We start from the raw sequence: 16,947 nt of genomic DNA, 5'->3' as shown, positions 1-16,947 counted from the left end.
ATGCCCAGAACACTTCTTGCCGCCGCCATCTCCTGTGGTTTGACTTGCGTGAGCGTTTCCGCGTTGGCCGCCACCGCGTACGTCTCCAATGAAAAGGACGACACCATCAGCGTGATCGACCTAAACAGCCTGGAAACGGTCGAGACGCTTGAAGTCGGTCAGCGACCGCGCGGCCTGACGCTGTCCCACGACAACAAGCTGTTGTACATCTGCGCCAGCGACTCGGACACGGTTCAGGTCATGGACCTGGCGACACGCCGAATCATCAAGCAACTGCCATCCGGGGCCGACCCTGAGCAGTTCGCGCTGCACCCGAACAATAAATGGCTGTACATCTCCAACGAGGACGATGCCCTGGTCACCGTGGTCGACGTCGATAATGAAGAAGTGTTGGCGCAGATCGACGTAGGCGTCGAGCCCGAGGGCATGGCCGTGAGCCCGGACGGCAGATGGGCGGTAAACACAAGTGAAACCACCAACATGCTGCACTGGATCGACACGTCCACGAATGCGCTGGTGGACAACACGCTGGTCGACCAACGCCCGCGCCATGTCGAATTCAGTAAGGACAGCAAGGTGCTCTGGGCGTCCTCGGAAATCGGCGGCACGGTCAGCGTGGTCGACGTCGAGCAGCGGCAGATCCTCAAGACGCTGGATTTTCAGATCAAGGGCGTGCACCGAGACAAGGTTCAGCCGGTGGGCATCAAGCTCAGCTCAGACGGCAAATACGCCTTCGTCGCTCTCGGCCCCGCTAACCACATTGCTGTTGTCGATGCGAAAACCTACGAGGTGCTCGATTACCTGCTGGTTGGCCGGCGTGTCTGGCACATGGCATTCAACCTCGACGAGAGCCGACTGCTGACGACCAATGGCGTGAGCGGCGACGTCTCGGTCATCGACGTGGGTACGCTCAAGGTGGTCAAGTCGATCAAGGTCGGCCGCTATCCCTGGGGTGTGGTGGTTGCGCCATGACTGCCCTGCAGCTCGATTACGTCAGCTTCGCCTATGGTGCTCGTCAGGCCTTGCAGGATGTCAGCTTCCGTGCCGCAGCCGGACGCTTCACCGCCCTGCTCGGCCCGAATGGCGCCGGCAAATCCACGCTGATCGCACTGCTTACCCGGCTCTATGATCTGCAGCAGGGCAATATCCAAGTGGCCGGATACAGCCTGCGCGATCAACCGCGCCGGGCCCTGCGCCGCCTCGGCGTGGTGTTCCAACAGAGCACCCTGGATCTGGACCTCAGCGTCGAACAAAACCTGCGCTACCACGCCGCGCTGCATGGGATGCCACGAACGCTGGCGAATGCCCGTATCGAACTGGAACTGGACCGCCAGCAACTCGGCGAACGACGCAAAAGCAAGATTCGCGAGCTCAACGGCGGTCACCGGCGGCGGGTGGAGATTGCCCGCGCGCTGCTGCACGAGCCCAGCCTGCTACTTCTCGACGAAGCCAGCGCCGGACTCGATCCGGCCAGCCGCCAGGCGCTTAACGACCACGTCCGCCAGCTTTGTCGCAATGAAGGTATGAGTGCGCTCTGGACCACGCATCTGCTCGATGAAGTCCGCGCCGACGACGATCTGCTGATCCTCAATCGCGGGAATCTGGTCGCTCAGGGCCGTGCCGATGTGTTGTCCGCCATGGACGGCAATCTGGAACAGACCTTCATCCGCCTGACCCGTCAATCGGCCGCGGCCTGATGCGCCTACGCCCTGCCCGTCAGCCACTTTTGGAGCATGCCTCATGACTGCCTATTGGGAATGCCTGCGTGCCATCGTCTGGCGCGAGTGGCTGCGTTTCGTCCAGCAACGCTCACGGTTCTTCAGCGCATTGGTGCGGCCGATGCTGTGGCTGGTGGTGTTTGCGGCCGGTTTTCGCGCGGCGCTGGGCATCGCGATCATTGAACCGTATGACACCTACATTACTTACGAAACCTACATCGTTCCCGGCCTGGCCTGCATGATCCTGTTGTTCAACGGGATGCAAGGTTCGCTCTCGATGGTCTACGACCGCGAAATGGGCAGCATGCGCGTACTGCTGACCAGCCCGTTACCGCGCGGTTTCCTGCTCGCCAGCAAGCTCTTGGCGACCGCGCTGATTTCACTCCTGCAGGTCTATGCGTTTCTTCTTGTGGCCTGGCTCTACGGGGTGCAGCCACCCGCAGCGGGCCTGCTTGCGGTATTGCCTGCATTGCTGTTGGTGGCGCTGTTGCTCAGCGCGTTGGGACTGTTGCTCTCAAACGGTATCCGTCAGCTGGAGAACTTTGCCGGGGTGATGAATTTCGTCATCTTCCCCATGTTCTTCTTGTCCTCGGCGCTATATCCGCTGTGGAAAATGCGCGACGCCAATGAATGGCTGTACTGGATCTGCTCGTTCAACCCCTTCACCTTTGCGGTCGAACTGGTGCGCTATGCGCTGTACGAGCGATTTAATCCGATGGCGCTGGCGATCTGCTTCGGCCTGACCCTGTTGTTCAGCTTGCTCGCCGTGCTGAGCTTCAATCCGCAACACGCCGCGTTGCGGCGAACGGCCTGAGCGAGTCTCTACTACTTTGGTACTGGTTTTTCTGTCGATTGTAGGATTTCAAAACAGCGCTCATTGCTCTGTAATGTGGCCGACCGAAGTACTGGAAAGCGGAAGATGACAAGTCTGCCGGTGTTGTTGCTGATTGCAACCAAGTGGGAGGCACCTAAGGGCGTATCCCATCGTTCCGGCATTGAACGTTACCGATGCAGCATTCTGCGCGCCGCCGTGACCTACCCGCCTGAAACTGGTTCGACGCAACGCGCCACCGATCATCCGCTGTCGCACAGGACGAAGCGCTACCCGAACCACCCCACCATAATCACAACAATGAGGTGACCGGCCATGTACAAGATATTAATTGCTGATGACCATCCACTGTTTCGCGAAGCCATCCACAACGTCATCCAGGATGGCTTTCCAGACAGCGAAATCCTTGAAACTGCCGACCTCGACAGCGCATTGGCGATGACGCTGGAAAACGACGATCTGGATCTCGTGCTGCTCGACCTGAACATGCCCGGCATGCATGGGCTCAACGGCCTGATCAACCTGCGCAACGAGGCGCCGACCATTCCGGTAGTGATCGTTTCCGCCGAGCAGGATAAGCAGATCGTGTTGCAGGCGATCACCTATGGCGCTTGCGGTTTCATCACCAAGTCTTCGCCGCGCACGCAAATGACCGAGGCCATCGAGCAGATTCTCAACGGCAACGTCTACTTGCCCTCCGATATTATCCGCAGCCAAAACGCCAATAACCGCCGCTCTCAACATCACGAGCAGAGCATCCCGCCGGAGCTGCTACAGGCGCTGACGCGCAAGCAGTTGCTAGTGCTGGAACGGATGACCAAAGGCGAATCGAACAAGCAGATCGCTTACAACCTCGACATTGCCGAAACCACGGTCAAGGCCCATGTCTCGGCGATCCTGCGCAAGCTCAACGTGCACAACCGCGTGCAAGCGATCCTTTCTGCTGGCGACATCGACTTCGCGGCCTATCTGCGTCGCTGATCCTCACCCCGTAAAGCATTCGCGAGCAAGCTCGCTCCTACAAGGGCAACGTAGGTCGTAGGAGCCAGCTTGCTCGCGAACAGAGCTGGGCGAACCGGCTCAAGCGTGCCCCTGTTCCATCATGTGACACATGGCCGTTTTCAGCTTCATCGGGCGCACCGGCTTATGCATCAGCATGTGGCCCAGCTCCCTGACCTTCTGCTTGAGTTCGTTGCTGTAGTTGGCGGTGATCATTAGCGCCGGTAGTGGGCTGGCGCGACGGGCATTGACCGTGGCGACCACATCGACCCCATTGCAGCCGTTATCCAGATGGTAATCGGCGATGATCAGGTCGGCGTCGGCGTGGAAGTTGTCGACCTGACCGGCCAGGTCTTCTTCGGACAAGGCGGTGGTCACGGCGCAACCCCAGCCTTCGAGCAAGGTGCGCATACCTGCACAGATTGCAGTGTCGTTGTCGAGCACCCAGACCCGCGCGCCCTTGAGCCTTTCCAGCAAAAGATCGGTGGTTGCGGGCTCCACCTGGGCTTTCGGTGCGCGCTTGGACAATGGGACCTCGATGGCAAATACCGAACCACGCCCCGTTTGCGAGCGCACCATAATGCGGTGGCCGAGCATGCGGGCGATCTTTTCGACGATGGCCAGCCCCAACCCGAGCCCTCGGTCCTGGTTGGGCCGCACGCCCTCGCCTCGCTTGAATTCCTGGAACACCTCTTCCAGCTTGTCTTCGGCGATCCCCACGCCGGTGTCCCAAACCTCGATCGACAGGCTTTGACGTCGACGGCGGCAACCGAGCAGCACACGGCCTTCGGGCGTATAGCGAATCGCATTGGTGAGCAGATTGCGCAGTATCCGGGCGAGCAGCTGGATATCGCTGCGCACCAGCGCTGAGCACGGGATGAAGTCCAGTTGCAGCCGCTCGCTGCCTGCAATCTGCCGGAACTCTACGGCAAGGTTTTCCAGCAGCTCGCTAACGGCAAAGGGCGCGATATCCGGCTTGATCACGCCCGCGTCGAGTTTGGAAATATCCACCAAGGTGCCAAGCAGATTCTCCACATCTTCCAGCGAATTGCTGATATTGCGGATCAACCCGCCACTAGGTGCCGCAGGCTGTTCCATCAGCGCACTGGTAAATAGCCGCGCCGCGTTGAGCGGCTGTAGCAGGTCGTGGCTCACCGCGGCGAGAAACTTGGTCTTCGACAGATTGGCCAGTTCGGCCTCGCGCTTGGCTTCACGCAGACGCGCCTCGGCGTGCGCGCGCTCGTCGATTTCGCAGAGCAGCTGTTCGTTCAGGCTGGTCAGCTCCGCGGTCCGTTCGCGCACCCGCTGTTCGAGGTTTTGATAGGCCTGATGCAGCGCTTCGGCGGTGCGGCGGCGGTCGGTAATGTCCTGAATCAGCACGAAGATGCCCGCCACTTCGCCGTTAGGCTGCCGATTCGGCACGTAGGAGCGCAGCATGTAGCGCTGCTGACCGGCATGGTTGTGCTCGGCCATTTCGAAACTGACACTTTCCCCGGACATGGCCCGGTCGATATAGGGCTCGAGCTGCTGCCAGTGCTCACCGCTGTGGATCTCGGGCAGGCACTGGCCGAGCATGCCGTCGCTGGGCCAGCGATACCATTCCTCGTACACCTTGTTGGTGAATTCGTAGGTCAGGTCTGCCGACACATAGGCGATCAACGCCGGCACGTGGTCGGTGATCAGGCGTATCCAGCGTTCGCTTTCACGCAGCGCCTCAGCGTGCCGGTAGCGCTCGGTGATGTCGGTGAATGTGTTGACGAAGCCGCCGGTGGGCAACGGATGGGTGCGTATCTCCAGCGTACGTCCGTCGAATAGATGCTGTTCGAGTTCGGCCAGCGGCAGGCCGTCGGTGTCGCGTGTGTTGGGCGTCAGCAGCTTGAGCTCGCTGTCGGCCATGACCTCTTCGAACGGCCTATGCGCCTCGATCGGCGCCAGGCCGCAAAGCTCAAGAAAGCGACGATTCCAGAGCTCCAGCCCTCCGTCGGCGCTGACCATGGCGACGCCCTGGGACAGGTTGTCCACGGCGCGCTGCAGCAATCGGGACTTCTGCGCTAACGCCTGTTCGCGGCGCATGGTTTCGCTGACCTTGACCTCGGTAATGTCGGTGTAGAGCATCACCAGCCCGCCTTCGCGGGTCGCGCGTTCGCTGACCTGCACCCAGCGGCCGTTGTGCAGACGGTAAACGGTGGGATCTTTGCCTTTACCGCGATGCTCCTCGGCGATCAACCCGCTACTTTCCGCCAACCGCCGCACCTCGGCTAGCCGGGTGCCGCTGTTGATACGTGCTCGAGTGCGGCTCCAGAGGGATTTGAAGCGCTTGTTGAACAGCACGATGCGCTGGTCTTTGTCGAACAGGACAAAGGCGTCGGAGATGCTTTCGATGGCATCGACCAAGTGCTGATGCGCGGTTTCGGCCCGTAATCGCGCATCGCTGAGCAATCGATTGCTGGCTTTCAGCTCGGCCATCGCCTGGTTCAGTGCATCGGTGCGTTCGCGCACTTGCTCGGCCAATTCGACCGAATGCTGAAACGCGGCATAAGAGGCATCGCGCCCCGTGCCGCTGGATTCGATGCGCTCGATGAGCGCTGCGTTGATACGGCGCAGCTTGTCGTTCTCGCGCTCAAGCTCGATCTGCCGCTCCAGCAGTTCAGCGAGCACTCTTTTCTCCAGCCCGCCCTCCAGGCCGGCCAATGGCGACACCGGTGAAGGTCTGGTTGATGTGCATGCCATTGAACTGCTCTCCGTAGGTGTTGAAACCGATCACCTGTTGGCGTCGAAGAAAGGCGGACGCCTGCTCGCTGGTCTCCTCGGTCTCGATTTCCAGCCGTCGCAGGAAGCAATCGCAGCCTATGGTCAGCAGAGGTGCGCCCAGCCGCTGTTCGAGACGCTCGAACAGCGTTTCAAGGTTGGGCATCAGCGGTCCGGGACGCATGGCCGTAAGAACAATGCCGTTCTCCACCGCGCAATAGAACGTCAGGCTAAGGTCGTCGTTGACCTTCTGAATCGAGCGCACGTAGTACTGCTCGTTAATGCGCACCGCGAGCGGGTGTGCGGCGAACAACCGGTGGTCAAGGTCACTGACATTCACGCCGATCAGCCGGGCGTATTCCTCGGCAGCGGGTTCTGCGTTCAGTTCGTAGACGCGGCGAGCGTTGCTATCGGCCTGGGTCACGACCAGTTTGTCGTTGCGCGGCAGCATGTGGTGAGTGGTGAAAACCTCGAAATCCAGCCAGGTGTTGACCAGCACCACTATGGCCGCGCCGCTGTGGAACCTGCCGTCGTAATAGACGTGGGTATCGGTCAGATGGTTGTCATCGCCGGCCGAGCCGCCAAAATGCGGAATGCTGCCAAACGCAGCGCTCAACGCCGCCAAGACGATTTCCTCGCGGCTCGATAAGCCATCGAGCAGGGTCATCGCGAAACTGTGGCCCTTGATCGGCGCTAAAGAATTGCTGCGACAAACATTGCCCAGACGTTCCACCAACTGCTGGGCGTCGATCAGGCTGAAGCGATCCATCTCGACGATCAGTTCGCTGGCAATGGAGAAGCTGCGGTGATCGAAGCCAATCGCTGTCACGCAGCTGCGGCCATAGCCTTGCGAGGTGATTTCTCCCGCCGAGGTGCAGCCCACCACACGCACGCCGCCGAAGTACTGCTGCAGCGCATCGCCCAGCGCCGGAAGGTCGTATTCGGCCGAACAGAAGAACAGCACGAATCCGAGATGCGGATGGATCAGCTGGCGCGCCAGATCCTGCGCCACCGTTTCGACGTTACGGGCCTCTGACATCGCTGTGCGTATCACTTCGGATTCTTGCTCGACCACGCACCGCACCCCATCAACCGTTTCGTATGTCCTCATTCTTAGTCAGGGCATAGGGCTCGGAAATGCTACTTCAGTACCGGCGGCGACCTGCCAAGGTAGCAAAGCGGCGAAAGAGTGCAGGCTCGGCGCTCCTAGCTTCATCGAACAAAAAAAAGCGGACGCCCGAAGAGGCGTCCGCCTGGATGTTGCAGGCTGCGCTTAGAAGCTCAGCGCGGCGCCTATGGCGTAGGTACGGGTGTCCTCGTCGAGGGCGTCGGTGTCCCGCCCCCTCAGCTCGAACTGGTTCAATTCGGCAACCAGCTTCAGGTTGTCGTTGATGGTACGGAAGTAGGCGATACCACGGGTTTCGTAATCGGCAGCGGTGCCCAGACCATTGCCATCATCTTTGGTCTTGCCGGTAGACAGGGCAATGCGGTTCTTGCCAAAGGTGTAGGAGCCCTGAAGCAGGTAGCCGTCGCTATCCACGTCACGAAGCTGCGCTTCGCCAGCGTTGTTGGTATAGAACGGGTTGATGCCTTCGGCCTGGAAACCCGAGGCGGTGACGGAGAATGCGCCCATTTTCGCCTGGATACCGTAGCCGATGCCCTTGGAGTCGACTTCATCGACACTGCTGTCGGTGTTCTTGGATGTCTGCTGCATGCCGTTGACCCAGGAGTAAATCTTGGCCCCGGCGAGATCGAACTGGTAAGTGATCTCGGTCTCGAAGCGTGGACTGTCCTGGTAGGCCTCATCCAGTGCGCTGCTGGCGTCATCCGTGGTGTCGACCGGATCCATGATGCCGGCGGCAATACGTAGGCCGCTCATGACCGGCGAGCGATAGGTGATCTGCGAGGTCGGGAACGGGTACGGATAGCCTGTGCCGATATTGCCGAACGAAACACCGCCGAAATCGACCAGCCCCAGAGTGTCGCTGACCTGGCCATATCCGGTGAGCATTTCGTCCAGAAAAATGTTCGATCGACCAAAAAGACCGAAGTCCTTACCGAAGAGCACCTCGCCCCATTGGTCGCTGGACGCCGTACCGTAGAATTGGCGAACGTCGATGCCAGTCTCGGTGGCATTGGTGTCGCTGTCGTTGATCGTTACCCAGAAAGACGAGCGCCCACCGACTTTCAGGTCATCGAGCTGCTTGCTGAAGTTGAAGCCGATGTAATTGGGCAGAAAGCCCATTTTCACACGGGACTGGTCCCGGTCGAATTGCTCCCCGGCACGATCCACGTCGCTGCTGACATAAAACGTGTTGAAGTAGCCGTCGACAGCGAACGTGGTGTCATCCTTGTCGTAAAGCATGATTTCGGCAACTGCCGACTGGCTCAGGGTCATCGCAATCACGCTGGCCAGGGCCAACGGCATTAGGGTGGTAACTGCTTTCTTCTTGTTGTGCATGGCGCTCTCCGCTGATGTGACGACGGGCAGTCGTGTCGAGGCGGATTATCGAAAGCACAACGGGTCGGCCATACACTGCGATGGCGGCGATTGGCTACTGCTTTGGCGGCGATTGCCGTCTTGCGCTGTAAGCAGGTGACAGTCGAGCCGGAAGGAGCAGCGCTTAGGTAGTACGCCGTCGCGCTTTGGATGTAATAAGCATCACGTCATACCTGGTCCGCATGACGGCCGTGCCCAGCGCGGCTGGCAGACGAGGTTATTAGACTGAAGTGCTGCCATTTCAATCATCAAGTCGCATGGCGGCGGGGCGAGCGCTGGATAGCATGGGTGTATAACAATACGCCTAGAGGCATCTATGAAACGCAGCGCCGGCCTCCTATCGCGCTTGCTACTGGTGGTATGCGTGCTCGCCAGCCCGACGCTTTTCGCCCAAGCGCTGGATACGCAGATCCAGCAGCTGTTTCCCAAGGCCACTCGCATCGAGCCGAAGCAGGACAACCCGCCGGTGCACAGCGTCTATCAACTCGACGAATTGCTTGGCTACGCCTTCGAGTCCACTGACTACTCCAACTTGCAGGGGTTCTCCGGCAAGCCGATACGGCTGTTGATCGGTATGGACACCGAGGGCGTGCTCGTCGGCGTCACGGTGTTGGAACACCATGAACCGGTCTTCTTGCATGGACTTGGCGAGCAGTCGCTGTTCGATTTCGTCGAGCAATACCGGAACACGTCGATCGGCAAACCAATCGTGGTAGGCGGGCAGAGTGCGGCGGGCGCAAGCGATTCGGTGACCCGCATCGACGGAGTGAGCAAGGCAACCGTGTCAGTGGTGATTCTCAACGAAACCGTCCTGCTGTCAGCCTTGGGCGTCGCGCGCAAGCTGCTCGAAGGCTTCGCCAGTGGTTCCTTGGCCACTGCAAAAACCGACCTCTATGAGCCGCTCGACTGGACGCAGCTACTCGAAAGCGGATATCTCCAGCACTGGACCATCAGTCGCGACGAGGTAGAACAGGCCCTTGGGCCACTCGATCGTTATCTGGAGATCAAGGCTGGAAGCGACGCGCCGTTCAGCGACCTCTATTTCGCTTACCTGAATGCACCGAGCATCGGCCGCAACCTGCTCGGCGAGGCCGGTTTCGCCAAGCTCAACGAAGAATTGAAGCCCAACGAACAGGCCGTGCTGGTGCTCTCTTCCGGCATGTACCACCATGTGCCGGGCGACTTCGTGCCCGCCACAGCACCGAGTCGCCTGGTACTGATGCAGAACGACCACGCCATCGAACTGCACGACATGAATTTCAACAATGGCGCGGTGATGGAGATGCTCGACATCCCGCTCGATGGTTTCGAGGCGAACGTCTTCCGCATCAAGGCGCATAACGCCTTCAACCCCGCAGAGCCTGCCGGGTTACGTTTGAACGTGAACCTGCGGCGCAACCCTCTTGTGGAAAGCAACACGCATTTCATGCGGGATTTCCAGCTTGACCGCGACCTTTTCGATATCGAAAAAGCGCAGATCGCGGCCGAGCCGACGCCCATCTGGCTACGCATGTGGCAGGAGCGCTGGTGGCAGACCGGCCTGCTTGGCCTGTCGCTGCTTGTGCTGACCTGCGTATTCATCTGGCAACACCGCATCAGCAGTCATAGCCGTGGCTTTCACCTATTTCGGGCCGGCTTTCTCTTGTTCACTCTGGCGTTCGTTGGCCTTTACGCCCAGGGTCAGCTGTCGGTGGTAAATATCTTCACCATGTTCCTGGCGCTGGGGAAGGATTTCGATATCCGTGTGTTTCTAATGGATCCGGTGATCTTCGTCCTCTGGAGCTTCACTTTTGTCAGCCTGTTCATCTGGGGCCGCGGTGTGTTCTGCGGCTGGCTCTGTCCGTTCGGCGCGCTACAGGAAATGCTCGGTTGGGTGGCCAAGCGTCTACGCATCCGACAGTGGAAAGTGTCCGATCGCCTTCATCTGCGCCTGCAATGGCTGAAGTACTTGATCCTCATTGGGCTGGTGCCGGTGGCCTTCTACTCGCTGACGCTGGCCGAGCGGCTCGCTGAGGTGGAGCCGTTCAAGACCAGCATCACGCTGTTCTTCGTGCGGTCCTGGCCGTTCGTGCTTTACGCGGTGATCCTGCTCGGGCTCGGCCTGTTCGTGCATAAGTTCTACTGCCGATACGTCTGCCCGCTGGGCGCCGGGCTAGCAATGCTCGGCAGATTTCATCTGTTTTCATGGCTCAAGCGCATCGACGCCTGTGGCCAGCCCTGCCAGCATTGCAAGAATCATTGCGAGATCGGGGCGATCAAGCGCGACGGGGGCATCGACTATGACGAGTGCATCCAGTGCCTGGAGTGCATCGTCATTCTTAATAACGATGACCAGTGCGTCGCGACCATCAGTGCGCGAAAAAAGGCGGAGAAGGCCGGGCGGCATCCTGGCAGCGAGCTGATCGCCACCGACGCCATGGAGCCCACTCCAGCGTCCTCAGCAGGCCTTGTAGGGGGAACAGGAATACACGTTCAGCACCAACAAGGCTGACCTTTTCAGCGACAAGCACGGCGTCTGCTCAGCTCCTATTTGTTCTGCATCACGACGCTGCGTATGTCATCAGCCAATTGGCGAACACGCTCTTCACTGGTATCCCATGAGCACATGAAGCGCGCACCACCGACACCGATAAATGTGTAGAACATCCAACCCCGACTTCTGAGCGCTTCCAGCGCCAACGGCGGAATGCTCACGAAGACGCCGTTCGCCTGCACCGGAAACATCAGCTCCACATCCGGAACGTCGCTGATCAATTTGGCGAGCAGCTGTGCGCAATTGTTGGCGTGCTGTGCGTATTTCATCCAGGCGTTGTTTTCCAGCAGCCCGACCCATGGCGCGGATAGAAAGCGCATCTTGGATGCCAACTGGCCGGCTTGTTTGCAACGGTATTCGAAGTCTTCGGCCAGCTCCCGGTTGAAGAACAGGATCGCTTCGCCCACGGCCATGCCATTCTTGGTTCCGCCGAAACAAAGCACGTCCACACCGGCCTTCCAGCTCAGCTCCGCTGGAGACAGGCCGAGAAACGCACAGGCATTGGCGAAACGTGCGCCGTCCATGTGTAGATGCAATCCCAGCTCTTTACAGGTATCGCTGATCGCTCGAAGCTCGTCAGGCTGGTAGACGGTGCCGATTTCGGTGGCCTGGGTGATGCTGACGACGCGCGGCTTGGGGTAATGGATGTCCTTGCGCTTCAGAGCGATCTCGTGGATCGCCGTCGGGGTCAACTTACCCTGCTCGGTGCGTGCAACCAGAAGCTTGGAGCCGTTGGAAAAGAACTCCGGCGCGCCGCATTCGTCAGTCTCGATATGCGCAATGTCACCGCAAATAACGCTGTGATAGCTCTGACAAAGGGACGACAACGCCAGGGAGTTGGCTGCGGTACCGTTGAATGCGAAGAACACTTCACAATCGGTTTCGAACAACTGGCGGAAGTGATCGGCCGCACGCGCGGTCCACTGGTCGTCGCCATAGGCGCGGTCGTGTCCCTGATTCGCACTGGCCATGGCCTCCCAGGCCTCTGGACAAATACCCGAGTAGTTGTCGCTGGCAAATTGCTGATTGGCGGTGCTCATCTAAACCTCTTTATAGGTTGCTGCTTCAGCTACTGATCGGCAGAAAAATCACAGTGTAGAGCCCCAGCGCGCCGAGCACGGACACCGAGGCGCCCAGCCATAGAACTGAGAGCGCATCGGCATGGATTCTTCCACTTTTAACTCCGCTGGCGCTGCGTGCATAACGCCGCTGTTGAGTCGTCCAGATGCCCAGCGCGGTGATCAATGAAACCGCCACGAGCGCACCTACGAAAAAGCCGTGGTACGGCATCCAACGTAGAAAAAGCGCGCTTACAGTGATCATCGTGAGCAGCGTTCGCCCCCAGGCCAGCGAGGTGCGTTCTGGTTGTAAGCCAGGATCTTCATGCAGCGGCGGCGACGGTGTCTTGGGGGCCAGTCGACGACGAAAGGAAATGTGCATGGTTAGCCGCGCAGCGCAACGAAACTGATTAGTACCAAGGTCACCAGGGTGCCGCCGATCGATAGGATCGGGATCAGCAGCGGAAACGGCAGCGGGCCGCTGTGACGCATGGCACGTTCGATCGTCAGCCAGCGAACGCAGGCCGTAGAGCTAATAAACATGGCCAGCAGCAACAGCGAAATCGAAAGAACCTTGCGGACTTCTAGGACAAAGATGTCGCCAGCAAAGGCCTCCACTGCGACACCGCCGGCCAGTAATGCGAGTGACGTGCGGATCCAGGCGAGAAAGGTTCGTTCGTTGGCTAAGGTGAACCGCGGGTCAGGTTCCTTTCCGCCAGATAACAACCGGTGACTCCAACGACTGCGTTCCATTGTGCTAATGCATCTCCGATCGGATTGTTTCCAAGCATTCAAACAGAAACGCCGCCGCCTTGCAGGTTCCATTGCGCCAATGCAATCAGCTCACGTGGTAATGTCCTGGCACTGGTATTTTCTTGGAGACCTCTATGTTGCTTCGCCTGGTAACCGCCCTCGCCCTCGGAACTGCCACGCTCATTGCCGTTGCAGACGACCACACCCATGCGCACCACCAGACGGCTGGCCCGACGGCGCCAGCTGTTACGCAGGTTTGGTCTCGCGCCATGCCGCCGAGCGCCCCTACCGGCGCGGTGTATTTCACGCTGAACAACCCCAGCGACAAGCAGGATCGCTTGGTCGGCGTACAGACATCACGCGCAAAAAAAGCCGAGCTGCACACCCACGTACACGAAGGCGAGATCATGCGCATGCAGCAGATCGACTCGGTCGAAGTTCCGGCCGGCGGTCATGTGGAGTTCAAGCCTGGCGGTAGCCACGTGATGCTCTTCGAACTCAGCGAGCCGCTGGTGGCTGGGGAGCATTTCCCTGTGACACTGATTTTTGAGAACGCCGGTGAGGTGACCGTCGATGTCTCTATTCAGGAGCAGGCGCCGGAATCGAACGGACACGCCCACAAGCATCATTGAGGATTGGCGAGTTTAGACTTCGGCTGATTTCGATCAGCTTGCCGTCCTGCTTCAGAAAGCTACCGATTCGCAAAACATTCGGGGCGCCGGTTCGAGTAACCGGCCCCCTCCTCCATAGCTACCTTCTTCCTGATAAGACGACAGCCGAACCAATACTCCCGCGCATGCGGATCAGATTCCCGTTGGCGTTCGCATGGTGACGAACTCTTCCGCGGCAGTCGGATGAATGCCGACTGTATCGTCGAAGATTCGCTTGGTGGCGCCGGCCTTCAACGCTACGGCCATGCCTTGCATGATCTCGCCGGCATCCGGCCCTGCCATATGGCAGCCCAGCACCTTATCGGTTTCGGCATCGACCACCAGCTTCATCAGGCTGCGCTCGAGGCTGTCGGTCATGGTCAGCTTCATCGGCCGGAAGCGACTCTCGAATAGCATCACCTTGTGTCCCTGCTTGCGCGCCTCTTCTTCGGTCAGCCCAACCGTAGCCATGTTTGGCAGGCTGAACACAGCCGTGGCGATAGTGTTGTAATCGACCGGGCGATACTCCTCCGGCTTGAACAGCTGACGCGCAACGGCCATACCTTCTGCAAGCGCAACCGGAGTCAACTGCACGCGTCCGATAACGTCACCAATGGCCAGAATTGACGGTACCGAGGTGTGGAACTGGTCATCGACAGCAATGAACCCGCGTTCATCCAGTGCGACATCAAGGTTGTCGAGCCCCAAGCCGTCTAGCATCGGGCGCCGACCGGTGGCGTAGAGGATGCAGTCGGCCTCCAGCGTACGGCCATCTTTCAGCGTTGCCAGCAAGGTACCGTCTGCCTGCTTGTCGATGCGGGCAATATCGGCATTGAACTGCAAGTCGACGCCCTTCTTGATCATCTCGTCTTTAAGGTGATCACGTAGCGAACCATCGAAGCCGCGCATGAACAACTCGCCGCGATACAACAGCTTGGTATCGGCGCCGCAGCCGTGGAAGATCGAGGCGAATTCGACAGCAATGTAGCCGCCACCGACCACCAGCACGCGGCGCGGCAGCTTATCGAGATAGAAGGCTTCGTTGGATGTGATGGCGTGTTCGCGACCAGGGATTTCTGGAACGAAAGGCCATCCACCGGTGGCGATTAGAATGTGCTCAGCAGTGTAATGCTTGCCTTCGACTTCGACGGTATGGGCATCAACCAGGCGCGCATGCGCTTGCAACAGGGTGACGCCGCTATCGATCAAAAGATTCTTATAAATGCCGTTAAGGCGCTGAATTTCACGGTCTTTGTTGGCGATCAGGGTCTTCCAATCGAACGTCGCGCCATCGATGGTCCAGCCATAGCCTTGGGCCTGGCCAATGTCTTCGGCATAGTGGGCGCCGTAGACCAGCAGCTTCTTCGGCACGCAGCCGACATTCACGCAGGTGCCGCCCAGGTAACGGCTTTCGGCTACCGCCACGCGGGCGCCATAGCTTGCGGCGAAACGGGCGGCACGGACGCCACCGGAACCCGCGCCGATGACGAATAGATCGAAGTCGTAAGCCATGTACTGTTGTCTCCCTTGTAGAACACACAGCATAACCCAGGCTTTTCGCCTGTTCACCGAAGGAGTGCCGCATGCGCCCTACCCTGACCCATCTCGCCTTGCATGTGCCCGACCTGGACGCCTGCATCGCGTTCTATGAGCAGTTTTGCGGCATGCATGTGTTTCACGAGCGTGCCGGAAAAGGCTCGCGCATCGTCTGGATGGCCGAACCCGGCAAGGAGCGAGAATTCATCTTCGTCATCATGCCGGGCGGTCAGGATCGGGCCCTGGCTGACGACGATTACAGCCATTTTGGTTTTGCACTTGCGAGTCGTGGTGAAGTCGATGCGATCGCGGTGCGTGCTCGCCAGGCTGGGTGCCTGATATGGGAGCCGCGCGACGAGTCCTACCCGGTCGGCTATTACTGCGGCGTACGGGATCCGGCAGGCAATTACGTCGAGTTCAGCTATGGCCAGCCGCTGGGACCGGGCGCCGAAGAAATGCCGGCTCCCTAAACGAACAAAGCCACCCTGAGGTGGCTTTGTGATCGACGCGGCGTGAATCAGAATGCCTTGCCGGTCAGATAGAAGTTCTCATAGCAGAAATTGGTCGCCGCGATATAGCCCTCGGCACTACCGCAATCGAAACGTTGCCCCTTGAACTTGTAAGCCAGCACGCAGCCATCCTGCGCCTGACGCATCAAGGCGTCGGTAATCTGGATCTCACCACCCTTGCCCGGTTCGGTCTGCTCGATAAGGTCGAAGATATCCGGAGTGAGGATGTAGCGGCCAATGATCGCCAGGTTAGAAGGTGCATCTTCCGGCTTGGGTTTTTCCACCATGTGGCTGACCCGGAAGATGTCGTCACGGATCATTTCGCCAGCGATCACACCGTATTTGCTGGTTTCTTCCGGCGGCACTTCCTGAATCGCTACGATCGAGCAGCGGAACTGGTTGTACAGCTTGACCATCTGCGCCAACACCGGGTCACCGTCGAGGTTTATGCAAAGGTCATCGGCCAGGACTACAGCGAAGGGTTCGTCGCCAATGAGCGGGCGCCCGCTGAGAATCGCGTGGCCCAAGCCCTTCATTTCCACCTGGCGGGTATAAGAGAAACTGCACTCGTCGATCAGCTTGCGGATACCGACCAGATATTTTTCCTTATCGGTATTGCGGATTTGGTGCTCGAGTTCGTAGCTGATATCGAAGTGATCTTCGAGGGAACGCTTGCCGCGACCGGTAACGATCGAGATCTGGCTCAGCCCGGCGGCCAGTGCCTCTTCAACCCCGTACTGAATCAGGGGTTTGTTTACTACCGGCAACATCTCCTTGGGCATGGCCTTGGTTGCAGGGAGAAAGCGCGTGCCATATCCGGCCGCAGGAAAAAGGCATTTCTTGATCATGTGAGTCCTTGAAAAGAATGTTCCAGTTGATGCACTGCGCCTGATCGGTCAACAGCCATACCCTGCATGTCCCGCCGACAGCGGCTGACTAGAGGCTACGACCACCGAAACGACGATGGGTTCGCATGCTGTCGCAGCGAATCCAGGCCTTCTCCGTCGGCTGATTCTGACCGATGGTCATTGACTTCCGCGGTGTGCATAGCCTGATCTGAGCGGGATTACTTGCCAAGTAGGCGAGCAAAATAAGTGTCGGTTCGTTGAGC

15 protein-coding genes are annotated in these 16,947 nt (G+C 59.1%); 7 read left to right on the top strand and 8 right to left on the bottom strand.

From position 1 onward, the window contains the following. The 4 genes from NAV33_RS00875 (at position 1) to NAV33_RS00860 (ending at position 3,531) form a co-directional block, all read left to right on the top strand. Positions 1-972, top strand: a complete 972-nt coding sequence (locus NAV33_RS00875; protein WP_255975956.1) for a YVTN family beta-propeller repeat protein — start codon at positions 1-3, stop codon at positions 970-972. Further along, the gene (locus NAV33_RS00870) at positions 969-1,697 is read left to right on the top strand and encodes an ABC transporter ATP-binding protein (protein WP_255975954.1); all 729 of its coding nucleotides are present in this window, start codon (positions 969-971) and stop codon (positions 1,695-1,697) included. The genes NAV33_RS00875 and NAV33_RS00870 overlap by 4 nt, the downstream gene beginning before the upstream one ends. Positions 1,698-1,740: 43 nt before the next feature. After that, a complete protein-coding gene (locus NAV33_RS00865) occupies positions 1,741-2,532 on the top strand; it encodes an ABC transporter permease (protein ID WP_255975952.1) in 792 nt (263 codons plus the stop codon). A 333-nt stretch (positions 2,533-2,865) separates the two neighbouring features. Further along, positions 2,866-3,531 carry a response regulator transcription factor gene (locus NAV33_RS00860; RefSeq protein WP_255975950.1) on the top strand — a complete coding sequence of 222 codons (666 nt, stop codon included), beginning with the start codon at positions 2,866-2,868 and terminating at the stop codon, positions 3,529-3,531. Positions 3,532-3,630: 99 nt separating this feature from the next. Here the strand turns inward: NAV33_RS00860 and nahK are convergent, their stop codons facing one another. The 3 genes from nahK to NAV33_RS00845 form a co-directional block, all read right to left on the bottom strand. Continuing rightward, on the bottom strand, positions 3,631-6,279 hold the full coding sequence (nahK, locus tag NAV33_RS00855; RefSeq protein WP_255975948.1) for a hybrid sensor histidine kinase/response regulator NahK/ErcS': 2,649 nt from the start codon (positions 6,277-6,279) through the stop codon (positions 3,631-3,633). Beyond that, positions 6,197-7,336: a nitric oxide-sensing protein NosP gene (nosP, locus tag NAV33_RS00850; RefSeq protein ID WP_423836625.1), complete on the bottom strand. Its 1,140-nt coding sequence runs from the start codon at positions 7,334-7,336 to the stop codon at positions 6,197-6,199. Before nosP ends, nahK begins: the two co-directional genes overlap by 83 nt. 234 nt (positions 7,337-7,570) lie before the next feature. After that, a complete protein-coding gene (locus NAV33_RS00845; protein WP_255975946.1) occupies positions 7,571-8,758 on the bottom strand; it encodes a porin in 1,188 nt (395 codons plus the stop codon). 355 nt (positions 8,759-9,113) lie between these two features. Here NAV33_RS00845 and NAV33_RS00840 point away from each other — a divergent pair, with 355 nt between their 5' ends. Continuing rightward, positions 9,114-11,288, top strand: coding sequence for a NosR/NirI family protein (locus NAV33_RS00840; protein ID WP_255975943.1), 2,175 nt, complete (start codon positions 9,114-9,116; stop codon positions 11,286-11,288). A gap of 35 nt (positions 11,289-11,323) precedes the next feature. Here the strand turns inward: NAV33_RS00840 and NAV33_RS00835 are convergent, their stop codons facing one another. From NAV33_RS00835 to NAV33_RS00825, 3 genes are read right to left on the bottom strand one after another with little or no spacing between them, the layout of a single operon-like run. Continuing rightward, entirely contained in the window at positions 11,324-12,370 is a 1,047-nt protein-coding gene (locus NAV33_RS00835) for a threonine aldolase family protein (protein ID WP_255975941.1), read from the bottom strand. 25 nt (positions 12,371-12,395) lie between these two features. Continuing rightward, the gene (locus tag NAV33_RS00830) at positions 12,396-12,770 is read right to left on the bottom strand and encodes a DUF202 domain-containing protein (RefSeq protein WP_255975939.1); all 375 of its coding nucleotides are present in this window, start codon (positions 12,768-12,770) and stop codon (positions 12,396-12,398) included. Between the two features lie 2 nt (positions 12,771-12,772). Continuing rightward, positions 12,773-13,141, bottom strand: coding sequence for a YidH family protein (locus tag NAV33_RS00825; RefSeq protein WP_255975937.1), 369 nt, complete (start codon positions 13,139-13,141; stop codon positions 12,773-12,775). Positions 13,142-13,275: 134 nt separating this feature from the next. On the opposite strand from NAV33_RS00825, the gene NAV33_RS00820 reads away from it, so the two are divergent. Further along, positions 13,276-13,773, top strand: coding sequence for a copper chaperone PCu(A)C (locus NAV33_RS00820; RefSeq protein ID WP_255975935.1), 498 nt, complete (start codon positions 13,276-13,278; stop codon positions 13,771-13,773). Positions 13,774-13,944: 171 nt separating this feature from the next. Here the strand turns inward: NAV33_RS00820 and gorA are convergent, their stop codons facing one another. After that, positions 13,945-15,303, bottom strand: a complete 1,359-nt coding sequence (gene gorA / locus NAV33_RS00815) for a glutathione-disulfide reductase (protein ID WP_255975932.1) — start codon at positions 15,301-15,303, stop codon at positions 13,945-13,947. A 71-nt stretch (positions 15,304-15,374) separates the two neighbouring features. On the opposite strand from gorA, the gene NAV33_RS00810 reads away from it, so the two are divergent. Further along, entirely contained in the window at positions 15,375-15,797 is a 423-nt protein-coding gene (locus NAV33_RS00810) for a VOC family protein (RefSeq protein ID WP_255975930.1), read from the top strand. Positions 15,798-15,844: 47 nt separating this feature from the next. On the opposite strand, the gene galU is transcribed toward NAV33_RS00810, so the two are convergent. Next, positions 15,845-16,684, bottom strand: a complete 840-nt coding sequence (gene galU / locus NAV33_RS00805) for a UTP--glucose-1-phosphate uridylyltransferase GalU (RefSeq protein ID WP_255975928.1) — start codon at positions 16,682-16,684, stop codon at positions 15,845-15,847. Positions 16,685-16,947 lie beyond the last annotated feature (263 nt).

Source organism: Stutzerimonas stutzeri (genome assembly GCF_024448715.1).
Lineage (GTDB): Bacteria > Pseudomonadota > Gammaproteobacteria > Pseudomonadales > Pseudomonadaceae > Stutzerimonas > Stutzerimonas stutzeri_AR.
The sequence above is the reverse complement of the archived record's forward strand: the minus strand, read 5'-3'. Positions and strand labels throughout refer to the sequence as shown.

What these genes read in the sequence shown, in the direction of transcription:
- gorA (WP_255975932.1), bottom strand. Translation starts at nt 15,303, where the DNA reads ATGGCTTACGACTTCGATCTATTCGTCATCGGCGCGGGTTCCGGTGGC.
- NAV33_RS00870 (WP_255975954.1), top strand. Translation starts at nt 969, where the DNA reads ATGACTGCCCTGCAGCTCGATTACGTCAGCTTCGCCTATGGTGCTCGT.
- NAV33_RS00860 (WP_255975950.1), top strand. Translation starts at nt 2,866, where the DNA reads ATGTACAAGATATTAATTGCTGATGACCATCCACTGTTTCGCGAAGCC.
- nahK (WP_255975948.1), bottom strand. Translation starts at nt 6,279, where the DNA reads ATGGCATGCACATCAACCAGACCTTCACCGGTGTCGCCATTGGCCGGC.
- NAV33_RS00820 (WP_255975935.1), top strand. Translation starts at nt 13,276, where the DNA reads ATGTTGCTTCGCCTGGTAACCGCCCTCGCCCTCGGAACTGCCACGCTC.
- nosP (WP_423836625.1), bottom strand. Translation starts at nt 7,336, where the DNA reads ATGTCAGAGGCCCGTAACGTCGAAACGGTGGCGCAGGATCTGGCGCGC.
- NAV33_RS00845 (WP_255975946.1), bottom strand. Translation starts at nt 8,758, where the DNA reads ATGCACAACAAGAAGAAAGCAGTTACCACCCTAATGCCGTTGGCCCTG.
- NAV33_RS00840 (WP_255975943.1), top strand. Translation starts at nt 9,114, where the DNA reads ATGAAACGCAGCGCCGGCCTCCTATCGCGCTTGCTACTGGTGGTATGC.
- NAV33_RS00810 (WP_255975930.1), top strand. Translation starts at nt 15,375, where the DNA reads ATGCGCCCTACCCTGACCCATCTCGCCTTGCATGTGCCCGACCTGGAC.
- NAV33_RS00835 (WP_255975941.1), bottom strand. Translation starts at nt 12,370, where the DNA reads ATGAGCACCGCCAATCAGCAATTTGCCAGCGACAACTACTCGGGTATT.
- NAV33_RS00875 (WP_255975956.1), top strand. Translation starts at nt 1, where the DNA reads ATGCCCAGAACACTTCTTGCCGCCGCCATCTCCTGTGGTTTGACTTGC.
- galU (WP_255975928.1), bottom strand. Translation starts at nt 16,684, where the DNA reads ATGATCAAGAAATGCCTTTTTCCTGCGGCCGGATATGGCACGCGCTTT.
- NAV33_RS00865 (WP_255975952.1), top strand. Translation starts at nt 1,741, where the DNA reads ATGACTGCCTATTGGGAATGCCTGCGTGCCATCGTCTGGCGCGAGTGG.
- NAV33_RS00830 (WP_255975939.1), bottom strand. Translation starts at nt 12,770, where the DNA reads ATGCACATTTCCTTTCGTCGTCGACTGGCCCCCAAGACACCGTCGCCG.
- NAV33_RS00825 (WP_255975937.1), bottom strand. Translation starts at nt 13,141, where the DNA reads ATGGAACGCAGTCGTTGGAGTCACCGGTTGTTATCTGGCGGAAAGGAA.